General features: G+C 28.9%; 15 protein-coding genes. 4 read left to right on the top strand and 11 right to left on the bottom strand.

The window, feature by feature from the left end:
- Positions 1 to 2: 2 nt before the first annotated feature.
- Genes OY14_02810 through OY14_02795 form a run of 4 tightly spaced genes read right to left on the bottom strand, consistent with a single transcriptional unit; the run spans position 3 to position 4,248 of the window.
- The gene (locus tag OY14_02810) at positions 3 to 1,160 is read right to left on the bottom strand and encodes a glutamate methylesterase (protein ID AJA90368.1); all 1,158 of its coding nucleotides are present in this window, start codon (positions 1,158 to 1,160) and stop codon (positions 3 to 5) included.
- Between the two features lie 56 nt (positions 1,161 to 1,216).
- A complete protein-coding gene (locus OY14_02805; GenBank protein AJA90367.1) occupies positions 1,217 to 3,367 on the bottom strand; it encodes a chemotaxis protein CheA in 2,151 nt (716 codons plus the stop codon).
- Positions 3,368 to 3,382: 15 nt separating this feature from the next.
- Entirely contained in the window at positions 3,383 to 3,694 is a 312-nt protein-coding gene (locus OY14_02800) for a hypothetical protein (GenBank protein ID AJA90366.1), read from the bottom strand.
- 11 nt (positions 3,695 to 3,705) lie between these two features.
- Positions 3,706 to 4,248 carry a chemotaxis protein CheW gene (locus OY14_02795; protein ID AJA90365.1) on the bottom strand — a complete coding sequence of 181 codons (543 nt, stop codon included), beginning with the start codon at positions 4,246 to 4,248 and terminating at the stop codon, positions 3,706 to 3,708.
- A 196-nt stretch (positions 4,249 to 4,444) separates the two neighbouring features.
- On the opposite strand from OY14_02795, the gene OY14_02790 reads away from it, so the two are divergent.
- The 3 genes from OY14_02790 to OY14_02780 all read left to right on the top strand — a co-directional run bounded on the left by OY14_02790 (position 4,445) and on the right by OY14_02780 (position 6,357).
- Positions 4,445 to 5,029, top strand: a complete 585-nt coding sequence (locus OY14_02790) for a hypothetical protein (protein ID AJA90364.1) — start codon at positions 4,445 to 4,447, stop codon at positions 5,027 to 5,029.
- A gap of 79 nt (positions 5,030 to 5,108) precedes the next feature.
- Positions 5,109 to 5,627 (top strand): hypothetical protein, encoded by a 519-nt coding sequence (locus tag OY14_02785; protein ID AJA90363.1) that lies wholly within the window; start codon positions 5,109 to 5,111, stop codon positions 5,625 to 5,627.
- Positions 5,628 to 5,817: 190 nt separating this feature from the next.
- The gene (locus OY14_02780) at positions 5,818 to 6,357 is read left to right on the top strand and encodes a hypothetical protein (GenBank protein AJA90362.1); all 540 of its coding nucleotides are present in this window, start codon (positions 5,818 to 5,820) and stop codon (positions 6,355 to 6,357) included.
- Positions 6,358 to 6,380: 23 nt separating this feature from the next.
- On the opposite strand, the gene OY14_02775 is transcribed toward OY14_02780, so the two are convergent.
- Complete coding sequence (locus OY14_02775; GenBank protein AJA90361.1) at positions 6,381 to 7,775, bottom strand: 6-phosphogluconate dehydrogenase; 1,395 nt, start codon at positions 7,773 to 7,775, stop codon at positions 6,381 to 6,383.
- A gap of 111 nt (positions 7,776 to 7,886) precedes the next feature.
- Between OY14_02775 and OY14_02770 the strand changes: the two genes are divergently transcribed.
- Positions 7,887 to 9,737 carry a molecular chaperone Hsp90 gene (locus OY14_02770; GenBank protein AJA90360.1) on the top strand — a complete coding sequence of 617 codons (1,851 nt, stop codon included), beginning with the start codon at positions 7,887 to 7,889 and terminating at the stop codon, positions 9,735 to 9,737.
- A gap of 36 nt (positions 9,738 to 9,773) precedes the next feature.
- Here the strand turns inward: OY14_02770 and OY14_02765 are convergent, their stop codons facing one another.
- From OY14_02765 to OY14_02740, 6 genes are all read right to left on the bottom strand, one after another.
- Positions 9,774 to 10,343 carry a PTS glucose transporter subunit IIA gene (locus OY14_02765; GenBank protein ID AJA90359.1) on the bottom strand — a complete coding sequence of 190 codons (570 nt, stop codon included), beginning with the start codon at positions 10,341 to 10,343 and terminating at the stop codon, positions 9,774 to 9,776.
- A gap of 2 nt (positions 10,344 to 10,345) precedes the next feature.
- Positions 10,346 to 12,067: a phosphoenolpyruvate-protein phosphotransferase gene (locus tag OY14_02760; protein AJA90358.1), complete on the bottom strand. Its 1,722-nt coding sequence runs from the start codon at positions 12,065 to 12,067 to the stop codon at positions 10,346 to 10,348.
- Between the two features lie 19 nt (positions 12,068 to 12,086).
- The gene (locus OY14_02755) at positions 12,087 to 12,347 is read right to left on the bottom strand and encodes a phosphocarrier protein HPr (GenBank protein AJA90357.1); all 261 of its coding nucleotides are present in this window, start codon (positions 12,345 to 12,347) and stop codon (positions 12,087 to 12,089) included.
- A 143-nt stretch (positions 12,348 to 12,490) separates the two neighbouring features.
- Positions 12,491 to 13,354 (bottom strand): consevred protein, encoded by an 864-nt coding sequence (locus tag OY14_02750; protein ID AJA90356.1) that lies wholly within the window; start codon positions 13,352 to 13,354, stop codon positions 12,491 to 12,493.
- Entirely contained in the window at positions 13,347 to 13,814 is a 468-nt protein-coding gene (locus OY14_02745) for a hypothetical protein (GenBank protein ID AJA90355.1), read from the bottom strand. Before OY14_02745 ends, OY14_02750 begins: the two co-directional genes overlap by 8 nt.
- A complete protein-coding gene (locus OY14_02740; GenBank protein AJA90646.1) occupies positions 13,801 to 15,663 on the bottom strand; it encodes a hypothetical protein in 1,863 nt (620 codons plus the stop codon). Before OY14_02740 ends, OY14_02745 begins: the two co-directional genes overlap by 14 nt.
- Positions 15,664 to 15,760: the final 97 nt, after the last annotated feature.

Genomic DNA, 15,760 nt, shown 5'->3' with positions numbered 1-15,760 from the left:
TACTAAGATCTCCTTAGGACATGATCAGCTATCTTACTTAAAGGAAGGATTTTGTCTACAGCTCCTATTTTTATGGCTTCCATTGGCATACCAAAAACAACAGAGGTTTGCTGGTCTTGAGCAATAGTATAAGCTCCATTTTTTTTCATTTCAAGCATACAAATAGCACCATCATCTCCCATGCCTGTAAGAATAACTCCAATAGCATTAGAGCCTGCATACATTGCAGCAGACCTGAAAAGCACATTTACAGAAGGCTTATGCCTACTAACAAGAGGTCCATCTAATAAGTTTACAAAATAATTTCCACTACCATACTTTACAATCAAATGATAACTTCCATTAGCAATTATTACAAGACCTGGACGAAGAATATCTCCATTCTCAGCTTCTTTAATATCAATATTAAATTCATTGTTTAAGTTTTTTGCAAAAGATCTTGTAAATCCTCCTGGCATGTGTTGAACAATAATAATTGGAGGAGAATCCTTTCTAAAAGACCTTAAAAAAATTCTTAAAGCCTCTGTACCGCCTGTTGAAGAGCCCACAACAATAATTTTGCCCGTTTTATGTTTATTTAAAAGACCTTGATATTTAATAACAACATCCGGATCATTTTTGGGGGCAAAATTAATAACATCAGAAACTCTATAACTTTTTCTTATACTTGAATCATCTAAGCTATTTTCTCTAAACCCTACTTTAGAATGACTAACAAAATCTGGTGCATGAATCCTTTTAGCTTCAAAAGAAGATATTAATTTATTCTTGCCTAGATTCTTCAACTCCAACTTTATTAAATCTAAATACTTACTACGAAACAAATCAACTGTAAGCTTAAAATTAAGCTTATTTATTATTAATTTAACTTTTTCTTTACTTTGCTCAAGATACCCAAAATTTGGTGACATTTCATTTTGAGCAATAAATACAACCGGAAGAGATATATTGTTAAGAACATCGTTTAAAGAACTTCCAAAATTAGATCTTGCCGTATTCTCATCAATAATAACTAAATCTGGAAACTTTTGTAAAAATACATTAATAAGATTTAAAGAATTAAAACCTGCATTTAATATTTCAACATCATTATCCTTAGAAAAAGCTCTAACAAAAACTTGCTTTATAAGACCCTGAATATCAATTACTAATATCTTCATTATTATATTTTAATACTTTGCAACCTTTAAAAACAAAAATCTGTATTTTCAATTTCTCATCTTACAAGCTTAGTTATTGCATCTATATCAATAACTAAAGCTAAACTTCCATCACCAAGTATAGTAGCTCCAGAAACCCCTTCTACTCTAGAATAAATTTTACCTAAAGCTTTTATAACAGTCTGATGCTGACCTAAAACTTCGTCAACCACAATACCCATTTTTCCACTATTTGTATTCACAACAACAACTTGCTCACTAGAACTCTTCTCGCTAGAAACTTGAAAAAACTCCCTAAGTCTAATAAAACTAATCATACTGCCCCTATAATCCATTACGTTACTTTTAGCCTCAACGCCATCTATTTGAGAAATTAACTTACTAGATTCTAAACAAGACTCGACATTAGAAAGAGGCACAATAAAGTGCTCGTCTTTAACTCTGACAAGCCAGCCCTCAATAATAGCCAAAGTCAACGGAAAGATTAATTTAGTTCTAGTATATTTACCAAGCTCACTTTCAAGAACAACATGCCCTCTTAAAGACTCAACCTGCTTTCTAACAACATCCATACCAACTCCACGACCTGATATATCGGTAATAGAATTTGCAGTCGAAAATCCGGGCTCAAAAATCAAATTATAAACGTCAACATCTGAGAGGGTCTTGGCAACTGCGTCGGAAATTATATTGCGCTCTATAGCCTTCTCAAGTATTTTATTCTTATCAAGACCTCTCCCATCATCTTCAATAATAACAATAACAGAATCCCCGGATTGATAAGCTGAAAGTTTAATAATTCCCTTAGGATCCTTGCCCAATTCCTCTCTTTCTTTAGAAGATTCAATTCCATGATCAATTGAGTTTCGAATTAAATGAACCAAAGGTTCATTAAGCTTTTCAATAATACTCTTATCAAGAACAGTATCACCACCATAAGCATGATAAAGAATTGACTTACCAAGGCTAGCTGACAAGTCTTTTACTATCCTTTGAAATTTTACAAACAAAATCTCAATAGGTACTGTTCTAAGCCCTGTTGTATAATCCCTAAGTTCATTAATTAGCAAAGAAAATTCTGCTGATATTGAATTTAAAATATTACTATTTCTATTTTCAGCCTCTTTTGAAAGTTTTGATTGTATTGTAACAAGTTCTCCAACAAGATTCACCAAATGGTCAAGCTTTTTAGAATCTACCTTAATACTAGCAATATTTACCTTACTTCTAACAGCATCATCTTGGCTATTAGATCTATTTTTCTCTCCATTAAAACCGGACTTCTCAACAAATTTTGATTTTTTAGATAAAGAATTAAGAGAATCTTTAGCATCTCTATCTGAAAGCAAAAAATTAGAATTTTTAAACCCTACATTATTACTTTTATCAGGCATTTCAAAACATTTGTCTAATTCTTGAATATCAATTTTTGACTGAGAATCTAAAAATAAAAAAACATCCTCAATGCTCTCTTTACTCTCTTCTGTATCTAACCTTATCTCCCAATTAACATAAACATTATCAGGAGAAATAAGCTCTAAATCAGGGATGTTGTCTACTTTAGCTTTGACATGGCCACTACCCAAATCAATCAACTTGCTCAATAAATTTATAGGCTTATGCCCATGAAATAAAATACCCCTTGCAGGAGAAAAAAGAATTTTGTAGGTCTTAAATTCAGATCTCAAAGCCTCATCATCAAACTTATTACCCAGATCAGCATTAACAAATTCTTCTAAAACAGAACTGTTACCAGACTTTGGAAAATCATTTTCTACAGATTCTTGAAAAGACCCCCCTCTCCCAACATTAGAAGCTTCAAAAACATTTTTAATTCCATTTACTAACAACTGCTTGCGTTTATTAAAATCAATCTCAGAAATTACCTCATCGCCTTCTATAAGCTCTCTAACAAAATCAACCGACATTAAGGTAGCATCAATAACGGATTGACTAAAAGCAGCCCTACCATCTTTTACAACATCAAGAACTGTTTCTATTTCATGGACAAGCGATGCTGTAAAATTAAAACCAAACATACCAGAACTTCCCTTTATGGTATGTAAATTTCTAAAAATAGAATTAATAGTTTCCTGGTCTGAGCTTACCTCAAGATTAAGAAGCGCTTGCTCAATGTCTGAAATATTCTCTATTGACTCTTCCTTAAAGGAATTCTTAAATTTATCAATCACATCACTACTATCCATAAGCTTTCCTTAAATCTAAAATCCAATCAAATTAAGCCCCAAATCAAAACTATCAACATCTTCAATATCTATTAAAAATCCTCCATATATTAGCGAACTTAAAACTTCATCAGATGGATACTCAATCTTTACAAATAAATTTCTATTCTTAGCATATTTATTGGATGCATACAAAATTTGTATAAAAGTAATATCTATCTTTTCAACATTTGAAAGATCAATGGTAAGAGTATCTCCCTCTTTCATTTTTTTAAAAATATGCAACAAATCTTCTTTTACCTTAAAAATACTATTGATTACAAGTTCTCCTTCTGGCCTATAAATCATGGCTAAAACTCCTATTGCTGCTGATACTCGGGGTCATATATTGTTGTATTTCTAAACTTAGAAAGCTCTCTAACATCAAATAAATTTTCTACATCTAAAATAATAATAAACTTATCATTGCTCTTACCAATTCCTGAAATAAATTTTGAATTAAACCCTGATCCAATCTTAGGAGCATCATCAATACTAGATGGATCTAATTCAAGAACTTCATTAACATAATCTACTAAAATTCCAAGATTAAATTCATCTCCCTCGTAAGCTAAAGTCAATATAATAATATTTGAAATATCAACTCCCTTATTTCTCTTTTTATTATCCTCATCAATAACACGGTCACTCATTCCAAATTGTTTTCGAATGTCAATTATTGGAACTATTTTGCCTCTATTATTTATTATTCCTGCCATGTAACTAGGAGTCCTTGGAATTTTCGATATCTTAGTATATTCCAAAACCTCAACAACATATTTAATCTCAATAGCATAAAGTTCGTCCAAACTAAATAAAAGATACTGACTTAAAGAATCTTGTATATCTAAACCCATGTCCATAAAAGCCCCTTTAAATGCAACTTAAATCGCAAATAGAATACTAGCGTCAAAATTAATATTACCTCATATATTGATAAATACAAATCAGAAATTAATAAAATTTAATTGCTAATAAATAATAAAAAGACAGAATTCTATCTTATAATTTAAACATAAGGCTGTAGTTTAATTTAAATCTCGCACAAAAAAGATAGTAATGCAAAGTAAAAACAAATTACTAAAATTATTAATAATAACTGTATTATTTTTCAATGTTGAGAATATTTTTACAAACGAAAAATCTAAAAACAGTTCAAATAGTATAAAAATAGACAATTTTAAAACAAAGACTAAAATAAAATTTGGCTTTATCCTCCCTTATCCTACTGCAATAGAATTCAGCATTAATAACTTTGATATTGGAATAGGAATAACAATATTGAGTGTCTCAGAATTTTTTCCAAAATCATCAATAATATTTTTATTTAAAACATATTTTGACTATATATTCTTAAATTTAAGAATTAAAAATTCAAATTTTACCTTTTTCTTGGGATCTGGCCTATTTTTTGAAATAGGCCAAATTACAAACTCAAATTTAGCAAATGTTTTTTCTGGGATTACCTATAAAATTGGAGCAGGTTTGCCTATAGGCATAATATATGAAGCTTATTACGACATTATTGAAATCATAATAAAAACAACACCATCAATTTTTATTGGTCAATTACCTAATGGAAATTTATTATTTCCAATAAAAGGAAACTTTTCTATCGGAATAAAAAGCTCTCTTAAGATATAGTTTTTACTTTTTAAATAAAAAAAATATTGAACTAAACTGTTTTAAAAACTAGAATATTACACTTAGGAGATAACAAAAAATGAGAAAAAAAATATTTATTATCTTGATTATTATTTCATTAGCCTCAATCTCAGGATTTGCTAATTCAAAAGGAACTGCAAGAGGTAAATTTGGAGCAGGAATCATACTCCCATTTCCAATCGCTTTACAGTTTAATATAGGAGACTTTGATTTTGACATTGGTCTTTACAGCGGAGTAAATAATTTATTCTCAGACTGGAAAACACTGTTTATAGCACTCGACTATATTTTCTACATATATACATTTTCAGGAGCTGCTAATATTTTAGATTTCTCAGTAGGAGCTGGGGGATATGGAACAATATGGTTTTCAAGATTTGGAGGCAGTCAATCAGGATCTGGACCAATGAGTATTGGAGCAAGATTGCCTTTAGCTTTAAATCTTGCAGTATCTAGAAAAAAATTTGACATATTTCTAAGAATAGCACCAGGACTTGGAATGAACATCTGGAGCAATAGCGTTGGATTTAGATGGGAAGTATTTGCGGGTCTAGGACTGAGATTCTGGCTTGCATAATAATAAAGTCATTTAAAAAAAAAAGAAGTTATTGCTTCTTTTTTTTTTAAATATAAAAAAATATTATTGGAAAATTAAAAATCGTTCAAAATCTTAAACGCAAAATTTAAATTGTCAAAGACTTGTTTCTATTATTTTAAAATTTAAAAATAAAATATTATAATAATAAAACAAAATTTGGGAGACAGTGGTGAAAAAAATTTTTATACTATTCATTATAATTGTAAATATATCTACAAACAGTTTTGCAAAAGGTTCATATTTAAATAGAGGAATTGGTTTTGGAGCAAGTATTGGAAATCCGATTATTAACTTAATAATGTCATTTCCCTTTGTTGACCTTGAAATAGGATATGGTGGTAGCAATGGAATAAATCTATCAGGCTTAAAACTTGAATCAAAATCTTATGATTTTAATTTATTAGCAATAGCAGCACTCGATTTTATTTTTACAATATCTTTGATAAAAAATTTAAATTTAGGAATTGGCGTAGGAGGAAATCTAAATTTATCGTCTCACACATCCAAGTTAATAAACATAGAATTAGGATTTGGAATAAGAATTCCATTGGCTATTCTTTATGACATTACAGAAAGCTTAGAAATAGGTATAAAAATAGCACCTTCGATAGAATTGATCTCAAACACAAGATCACTAGCGCGCCACAGAACTTACTCAGGCATAAAAGCAAACTTTGCTGGAGGAGTATCCGCTAAGTACTATCTCTAAATTAAACCACGGCTTCATTAAATTTATTGCCAAGAACTATGAAAAAATTCACCTCGTTTTGAATCTAATCTTTCAAAAGAATGTGCACCAAAAAAATCTCTTTGTGCCTGAATTAGGTTGGAAGGTAAATAATTAGTAGAATAAGAATCTAAAAACGAAAGGCTAGCATAAAATGCAGGCAAAGGTATTCCAATCTCACTAGCTTTTGAAATTATTCTTCTCAAAGATTTGTGATGATTTTTTAATAAATCTAAAAAATAATCATCAAAAAGTAAATTAATAAGATGGGGATTTTTATCATAAGCTAATTTAATTTTATCTAAAAAACTACTGCGAATAATACAGCCCTCTCTCCAAATTAAAGAAATTTTACCCAAATTCAAATCCCAACTATAATTAGCAGATGCGGTCTTAAGCATCATAAAACCTTGAGCATAAGCTACTACTTTTGAAACTAAAAGAGCATAATAAAGATCCAAAATCCAATCACTAAGCTCAAACTCAAAAGAGACGGTATCCATCTTGAGCAAATCACTAGCAATAATCCTTTCGTGTTTTAACCCCGACATAAATCTTGAAAAAACAGATTCAACAATTAAATTCACAGGCATATTAGATTCAAGAGCATCAATAGAAGTCCAAACACCAGTACCTTTTTGATTTGCAATATCTAAAATTTTATCAACTAAATATTCATTATTTTCCTTATACCTAAGAATCTTAGAAGTTACTTCTAGTAAATAACTCGAAAGATCCCCCTCATTCCACTTTTCAAAAACTTCAGAAATTTTTGAATTATCTAGATTGAAAGCTTTTTTCATGAAAAAATAAACCTCACTGATAAGTTGCATATCAGCGTATTCCACCCCATTATGTATCATTTTAACATAGTGCCCAGAACCATTTTCTCCAATATAAGTCGAACAAACATCGTTGGTTTTAGTTCTAGCTGCAATTTTATTTAATATAGGCTCAAGAATTTCATAAGCTGATTTACTTCCTCCATACATTAACGCAGGGCCAAATCTTGCTCCTCTCTCCCCCCCAGAAATTCCAAGTCCTACAAAATAAATGTCTTTAGCAAACAGTTCTTTTTCAAGTCTCATTGTACTCTTATAATGAGAATTTCCACCGTCAATAATTACGTCCAATTTATCTACAAAAGGCAAAATTTGTTCAATAACCTTTTCTACAGCCAAACTTGTCACCATCAAGATGATTTTTCTTGGAGTCTTCAAGCTTTTAACAAAAGATTCAATATCTTTAAAACCACTTATCTTTTTATGAGAATTTTGTTTAACAAAAATTTCAGTTTTTTCACTATCTCTATTATAAACAGAAACATTAAAACCGTTATCAGCAATATTTAGTGCTAAATTACCACCCATAACACCAAGACCATAAATTCCTATATCCAACACATTCTCCTTGATTCTAATTTTCTATTTTAACAAATTGCTTTATTCATTATTTTTAGATTATGTTATATTATAAAAAAAGTAAAGATTAAATTGAAAAGGAAAAATTGCATGAAAAAACAATTTGATACAGAAGTGAATGATTTACTTTATTTAATCATACACTCTCTTTACTCCCATAAGGAAATATTTTTAAGGGAATTAATATCAAATGCGTCTGACGCTATTGATAAACTCAAGTTTTTAAACTTGACAAATGAAAAATTCAAAAACATTGTTCTAGAGCCAAAAATAGAAATAACCTTTGACGATAAAAGCATCCTAATAAAAGATAATGGGATTGGAATGAATGAACAAGATTTAACTAATCATCTTGGTGTAATTGCAAAATCAGGAACCAAAGAATTTATTAACAATTTAAAACAAGATGAAAAAAAATCTGCAGGTCTAATTGGCCAATTTGGAGTTGGATTTTATAGTGCATTCATAGTATCAGAAAAAGTAGAAGTTATATCAAAAAAAGCTCTAGAAAATGACGCTTACATTTGGTCTAGCGACGGTAAAACGGGATATGAAATAGAAAAATCAAACAAAGAAGAACCAGGCACAGAAATAAAGCTTTATCTTAATAAAGAAGGACTTGAATATGCCAATAAATGGAAAATTCAAGAAATTATTAAAAAATATTCAAATCACATAAATTATCCTATTTACATAAAATACAGCGAACCCATAATGAAGGATGGTAAACAAGAGGGAATAGAAGAAAAAGAAGAAAAATTAAATGAAACCACTGCTCTTTGGACAAAAAATAAAAGTGAAATTAAAGCGGAAGAATATAACGAATTTTATAAAAATACAACCTTTGACTATGAAAATCCACTAATACATATTCACACAAAAGCTGAAGGAAATTTAGAATATACTAGCTTATTCTATATCCCAAACAAAGCTCCTTATGATTTATATTACCCAAACACTAAACCTGGAGTAAAGCTATTTATAAATAGAATCTTTATTACAGACTCTGAAGGCAGCTTGCTTCCAAACTATCTAAGATTTATAAAAGGAGTAATAGACTGTCAAGATTTACCGCTAAATGTAAGTAGAGAGATTTTACAACAAAACAAAATCTTGTCTAAAATAAAATCATCTTCTGTAAAAAAAATTCTAAGCGAACTTGAAAAGCTCAGCAAGAAAAATCCTGAAAAATTTTCAGACTTTTCTAAAGAATTTGGAAGATGCATTAAAGAGGGCGTTTATTCTGATTTTGAAAATAGGGAAAAGCTTATTTCACTAATAAGATTCAAATCTTCAAACGTTGATGGATTTGTATCTTTTAAAGATTACAAAGAAAGAATGAATGAAAGCCAAAAAAGCATTTACTATATAACAGGTGGTAAAGAAAATATATTAAAAGAAAATCCAATCGTAAATGCTTATAAAGAAAAAGGATTTGAAATTCTAATCATGGACGACGAACTTGATGAAGCTATTTTAAATCTAATCCCAGAATACGAAGGATTAAAACTAAAAGCAATAAACAAAAATGAAACTAGCAATGAATTAAAAGATGAAAATTTCAAAAAAATTGAAGAAGAATTCAAAGATACCCTTGCAAAAGTAAAAGAAATTCTTAAGGACCACATAAAAGAGGTAAATCTATCAGCAACATTGATAAAAGAACCTTCGGCAATAATAGTTGATAGCAATGATCCAACTTATCAAATGCAAAAAATCATGATATCAATGGGACAAGAAGTAAAAGAAATTAAACCAATACTTGAATTAAACCCTAATAATAAAATCGTCAAAAATTTAAAAACCTTAGAACCTGAAAAATTAGAAAAAATAAGTATTCTTCTTTTTGAAGAAGCTATGCTAACTTCAGGAATGCCAAGCAAAAATCCAGGAAAATTTATAAACATAATAAACGAACTTCTAGAAAAAGATTTGTTATAATTAAGAAAAAAAGAGAGAGTTTAAAACTCTCTCTTTTTACTTTTTGACTCGCAATACTAAATCTTTACCTGCTTCAACGGGCTTTGTTTGAGATATTTTATGTCTAATTTCTTCTGTCAAGGCAGTTGACGACAATAAAATATATTCACACTCATTTTCAAGCCTTCCAAAAGAATATTCTATACTTGAAACCTCATCAGAATTTGCAATGACAACCGGAGTAATAACTGACTCCGAATGCTCTTTCAAATATTCAAGATCAAGCCTAATAATAACTTCGCCTTGTTTAACATTCATGCCTTCCTCAGCAACTCTTGTAAAACCCTTGCCATTCAAATTAAGAGTATTAATTCCAAAATGAACAAAAATTTCAATGCCCTCTTTAGTTTCAAGACTAAAAGCATGATTAGTTTTAAAAATTTTACCTATTTTACCATCACAAGGCGCTAACAATTCATCACTTGTTGGAAGAATTGCAATTCCATCACCAACTATCTTCTCGGCAAACGCTTCATCAGGAACCTTATCAATTGACATTACTTTCCCACTAATCGGAGCAATCAAATCCAATGTAGCGGTTTTTTTAAAAAAATCTAAAAACCCCATAACTAATCTCCTATAAATTTATCAAAATAACTTAAAGTCTCTTGTTCGGAATCACTATTTAAAACCTTATTTGCCAATTCTTCCAATTCCATTATTGTATACTTTTTAAGCAAATACTTAACCTTAAGTGTAGCACTAGGAATCATGCTCAAAGATCTAAATCCAAGACCTACAAGAACTAAAGCTCCAGCATCATCTCCCCCAAGCTCACCACAAACAGACACATCAATCCCAGAGCTAACTCCATCTTCAAGAACCTTTTTGATCAATTTCAACACGGCAGGATTATACTTGTCATATAAATTTGATATTTTCTGATTACCACGATCAACAGCTAAAACATATTGGGTTAAATCATTAGTCCCTATACTAAAAAACCTCAATCTGTTAGCAAGTTTAGACGAAATTAAAGCTGCAGAAGGAACTTCTATCATGCAACCCACTTCCAAATTTTCATCAAACGGTAAACTTCTGGACTTCAAATTATTCTTTGCATTATTAACAAAATATTCTATTGTTTCAATCTCTTCATATCTAGTAAGCATAGGGACCATTACTCTTATCTTTCCATAATGACTAGCTCTAAAAATAGCATTAAATTGCGTTTGAATTAAATCTTCATATTCCTTGTACATTCTAAGCGCACGAAAACCCAAAAAAGGATTCTCTTCTTTTTCAAAATTAAGATAAGGAATTTCCTTGTCCCCACCAACATCAAGAGTACGAATAGTAACAACACCTTTTTTTTCCATTGTATCTAAAACTCTCTTATAAGCTTCAAACTGCTCATCTTCTGTTGGAGGTTGTAAAGATTTCATATATAAGAATTCAGTCCTAAAAAGGCCTATTCCCTCAACGCCATATTTATTAACATAGGAAATATCAACAGGCGTTCCAATATTTGCCTTTAAAGCCACTCTTATACCGTCTTTTGTTTCGGCATCTTTATCTTTTAAAGAAAAAAGTTCTTTTTCCATTTCTAATTGACGTAATATCTTACCCTCATAAAGATTAAGCTCATCAGAAGAAGGATTTTTAATAACAATAGAAGATATTCCATCAATAACTATTTTGTCACCATCCTTTAACGAATCAATATCTAAAGAAGACATCACCAGCGCCGGAAGTCCCATTGTTCTTGCCAAAATAGCAGCATGAGAAGTCTCTCCCCCAACTGCAGTTAAAAACCCTTTAACATAATTTAAATCAAATTGCATGGTATCAGATGGGGTTAATTCCTCGGTAACAAGAATGATATCTTTATTAACTTCAGAAAAATCGGTTACTTGACCTAAAACAGTAGAAATTAATCTATTCCTAATGTCTTTATAATCAGACGCTCTTTCTTTTAAATAAGGATCTTTATAATCTTCTACACTTTTAACCAAATCTTCAAATGCTAAATAAATAGAATAAGCAGCACTATAATTTTCTTTTGCAATATACTCAATTACAAACTCAGAAAGTTCATCATCTTCAACGATTAGCACCTGACCTTCAAAAATACCCTTCTTATCATCTCCAAACTGAAGCACAGCTTTCCTCTCAAGATCTTTAAGTACTTCAATCGCTTTTGACTTGGCTTTATTGAATTTTGATATCTCACTATCAATCTGAGAAAAGTCAATTTTTTCTCTACTTACCATTTTGTCAAAATTTTTCCTAATACAAAGAACTTCTCCAATGCCTATTCCTTTGGATATTCTTTTACCCGATAAAGTCATAACTTAAATCCTTTCAAAATCATTCCTTAAAAGATTCGATAAGCTCTGCAAGTTCTGAAGCAGCCCTCTCTTCATCCTCACCTTCAGCACATATCAAAAGCTTTTTACCTGATGACAATTCCAAAGTTTGGAGTCTGAATAAACTTTTCCCACTAACAGACTTTCCTTCAGACTCTATTGTTATTTCACTAGAATATTCTTTAGCCTTTTTTACAAAAGTTGATGCAGGTCTAACGTGTAAACCGTTTACAGCTTTAATAATTGCTTCTTTTTTTACCATAAGTACAGAAACCCCTCATTATGAATATTTTTTTTGATTAACTTTTTACATTATAATACATAAAAATAAATTATATATTCCACTTATATAAGAAATATAGCATACTAAAGATAGTAATTAAAACTTAATTGAACTATTAAAAATTAAAAACTCATTAATATATCTAAATAAAAATTCTTTATTAGCTTTAAGCTTCTCTCTCCTATGTTAAAATTTTTAGAATCTCTTATATTTTTATCCAACATTTTAAGAGAATTTTCTATCTCAGAAAATGAAAGCGGCAAAGATTTGTTTAAAAGTAAAATCTGAAAATCTTTGATAATAATCACCTTATCATCATAAAAGATTTTTAATAAAAAATCATTTATAACATCTCTTCTTATGTTTAAAAGAATACATATAAAGATAATGTCTATCTCTTCTAAAACATCAAAAGACAAAGTATTGAAAAATAATTTATGATAAAAACTTCTGTTCCACAAATTCATCATTGGAAATTTAAACTTAGTAACAAGAATAGTGCTTCGGTTTGCAATATAATCAGACCTATTCAAATTATAAGCATTAAAAACATAGGTCTTCTTGGTTAAAACATTTTTAAACTCAATCTGTGCATCAAGGCTTAACAATAAAGGATAAATATCAAAAATAGTGTTCTTATAATAAAACCCATTTGCAAGATTGATGCTATTTAAATATATTTTATCATTCAATTTAGAAATAAATTCATAAAGCAAACTTGGAATATTTTTCTTACCTATCTGAAGTATTTCATTGTAAGTAACACACGGTCCCATTTCAAGAAAATTACCCCTTAAAGACATCCTATTGAATTTTTCAAAATTACAAACAAGGAAAAAATTATCAATAGATGTTTTTTTATCAAACAAATTAGGATTTTTTTTAAAATCCAACTCATTATAAATGATATAATTATTTAAATTCTTGTCAAATAAATTAGATAGTATATTAAAACTTTCAGGATAATAAATCTTAACATTAACCATTTTTTCTATACAATTCTTCAGCTTTTAAATAAAGAGATAAAAAAGTATTAATATCTATACAATTACATTTTAATGAATTTCTATACCCTAAAATATCCGATTTGCTTACAATTTTGCTTTCCAAAAAATAATAAAACATCAAAACATTCGACTCAAAACAATTATTACAAAAATTAAAATCATCTTCTAACAAAATCTTTTGCATATACTGATAAAAACTTTTTTTCTTAAGCCCCTCAAGAGTAACTACGCTACGACCATTTAAAATAAAAGCAGGAATTAAATTAGAATAAACAAGTCTTGAATCCAATAAGATCAAAAAAAATCTATTATTAACAACACACTCTAATTTATTGCTCTTAGAACAATAAATTGAATCCAAAAGACTTCTTGCTGCCAAAGAAAGGCTAATCTTTTTTGAAATATTCTCTCCATTTAGATTAAAATTAATTAATATCAATTTTTATACTCCAGTTATTTAGAATTTCTTCAAAATCAAGAGGCGTGCGGTTTACATTAAAATCAAATATCTGAATCAAAGCAGTTCGAATTGCAGAAACAGAAACAATAAAAAAACTTCTAAAAGAAAAAACAAATTCACCATCTTCAACAAACTCTAAACTTAAAAAATCTTTAATATCACAATTTACATTGCCACTGCAAAACACATAATCAACCGCCAACTCAAATATTGTGCGAACTCTTTTGTTATTTAATTTAAGCTTGGTAAACTTACCTTGCTCTACAAAAAAACTCACATCACTAAAAACAGCTTTAAGAGAATAAAATTCAAATTTAAGCTCAACAGAACATCCAAGCATGCAATCATTGACATACTCAGTTGCTATTTTTTCTTCGAACATAACAGGATATTCATCTGCAAAACCCGTGCTTATCAAAGAAAAAAATTGATCCTTAATATTTAAAACTGCTTTTTCAATAACATAAGAATCTTTAAAAAGAAGACTACTAAAATTAGTAAAATCTAGCAAATTCTCATCTATCAAAAAATTTATACTGTTATAAGCCAACCCCAATGTTTTAGCCAAACTATTTTTCAAATAGTTGCTTAAGTTGCTATCAACAATACTGTAAGGCAAAAATATATCTAATCTATCCTTATATAAAAAAGCAACAACAGATTGATCTTCTCTTAAAAAATAATTATTTGAGTTCAAATAAGCAAACCCAACTCCCTTACGACTAGCATCAAAAATATTATAATTCTTATTAACACTTAAAACAGAAGATTTCTTCATCAAAGAATTCTTTAGGTCTAATTTCTTAAAAATTTTAAAAAATTTACTATAATCACCTTTAATCTGAGTAAGCAAATAACCTATTGGCTCGCAGGACAACGCTAAAGCAAGATTATAAAAATTGGAATAAATAAAATTATAAACAGAAGTCTCAAATGCCAAAAGATTATCATAAAAAAATATAGAATCACTTTTATTCTCAACAAAAAAAATTTCTAAAAACCCATCAAAAAACAAATTTCTAAAAATATTATTAATAAATTTAAAATAAAACTTATACAAAAAATTTAAAGGTCGATTTATTATAATTTCTAAAACAATCTTTGAAAGCTTGTTATCTGCCAACAAACAATTAGAAACTGAAAAAGTTAGGTTTAAATTATCTAAAATTCCAAAATGCCTTTTGTAATAAATAACATTAACCCTTTTATTAATTTTTTGTGAAATCACTATGCCTTGCACAATTGCATTAAAAGAAATAGGAAAAATGGAACTAGAACAATAATTATCAAAAGAATTGATTTTTATTTTGTCCTTATTCACTCCAAAATTTTCACTAATAAAAAATTTCAAAAAAGAAATATTGTCTACATTAGCATCAATAATTAAATTTTCAGAATCAAAAAATATTTTAACTAACACAAAGTCGTCTGAAAAACTATTATAATCACTAAATTCATAACAAGCATTCAAAACATTACAAGCCCCAGATTCTTTTTTTTCAAATCCAGAAGAATAATTATTATTTTCATCTCCAATTCTTAAATTAAAAAGAACACTTTTTTCTGCTTCTAACAAATACTCTAAATTATCTGAATACAAAACCAAAGGAATTTGTCCTTCAAAACTTATTTTATTATCAAAAAGCTTTAAATTAAATTCATTAGAATCAACAAAATCTCTAAACTTTAAAGTTATATTGTCTTTATAACTGATACTAAAAATCGAACTTAAATGTTCATCTACAAAGCTAAAATCTTCAATAAAAGAATCTTTAACATTACAACAAACCGGTAAAGCCCAAAATTCATATTCATCTACATTTGCCAAACTCATAAACCTCAAATAAACAGAAAAAATTGAATCAATAATAATCTCTTGTTACATAAATGAAAAAAATTGAAAACAAAACTTCAAGAATAGCTAG

The organism is Borreliella chilensis, from assembly GCA_000808095.1.
GTDB classification, from domain to species: Bacteria; Spirochaetota; Spirochaetia; order Borreliales; family Borreliaceae; genus Borreliella; species Borreliella chilensis.
The sequence above is the reverse complement of the archived record's forward strand: the minus strand, read 5'-3'. Positions and strand labels throughout refer to the sequence as shown.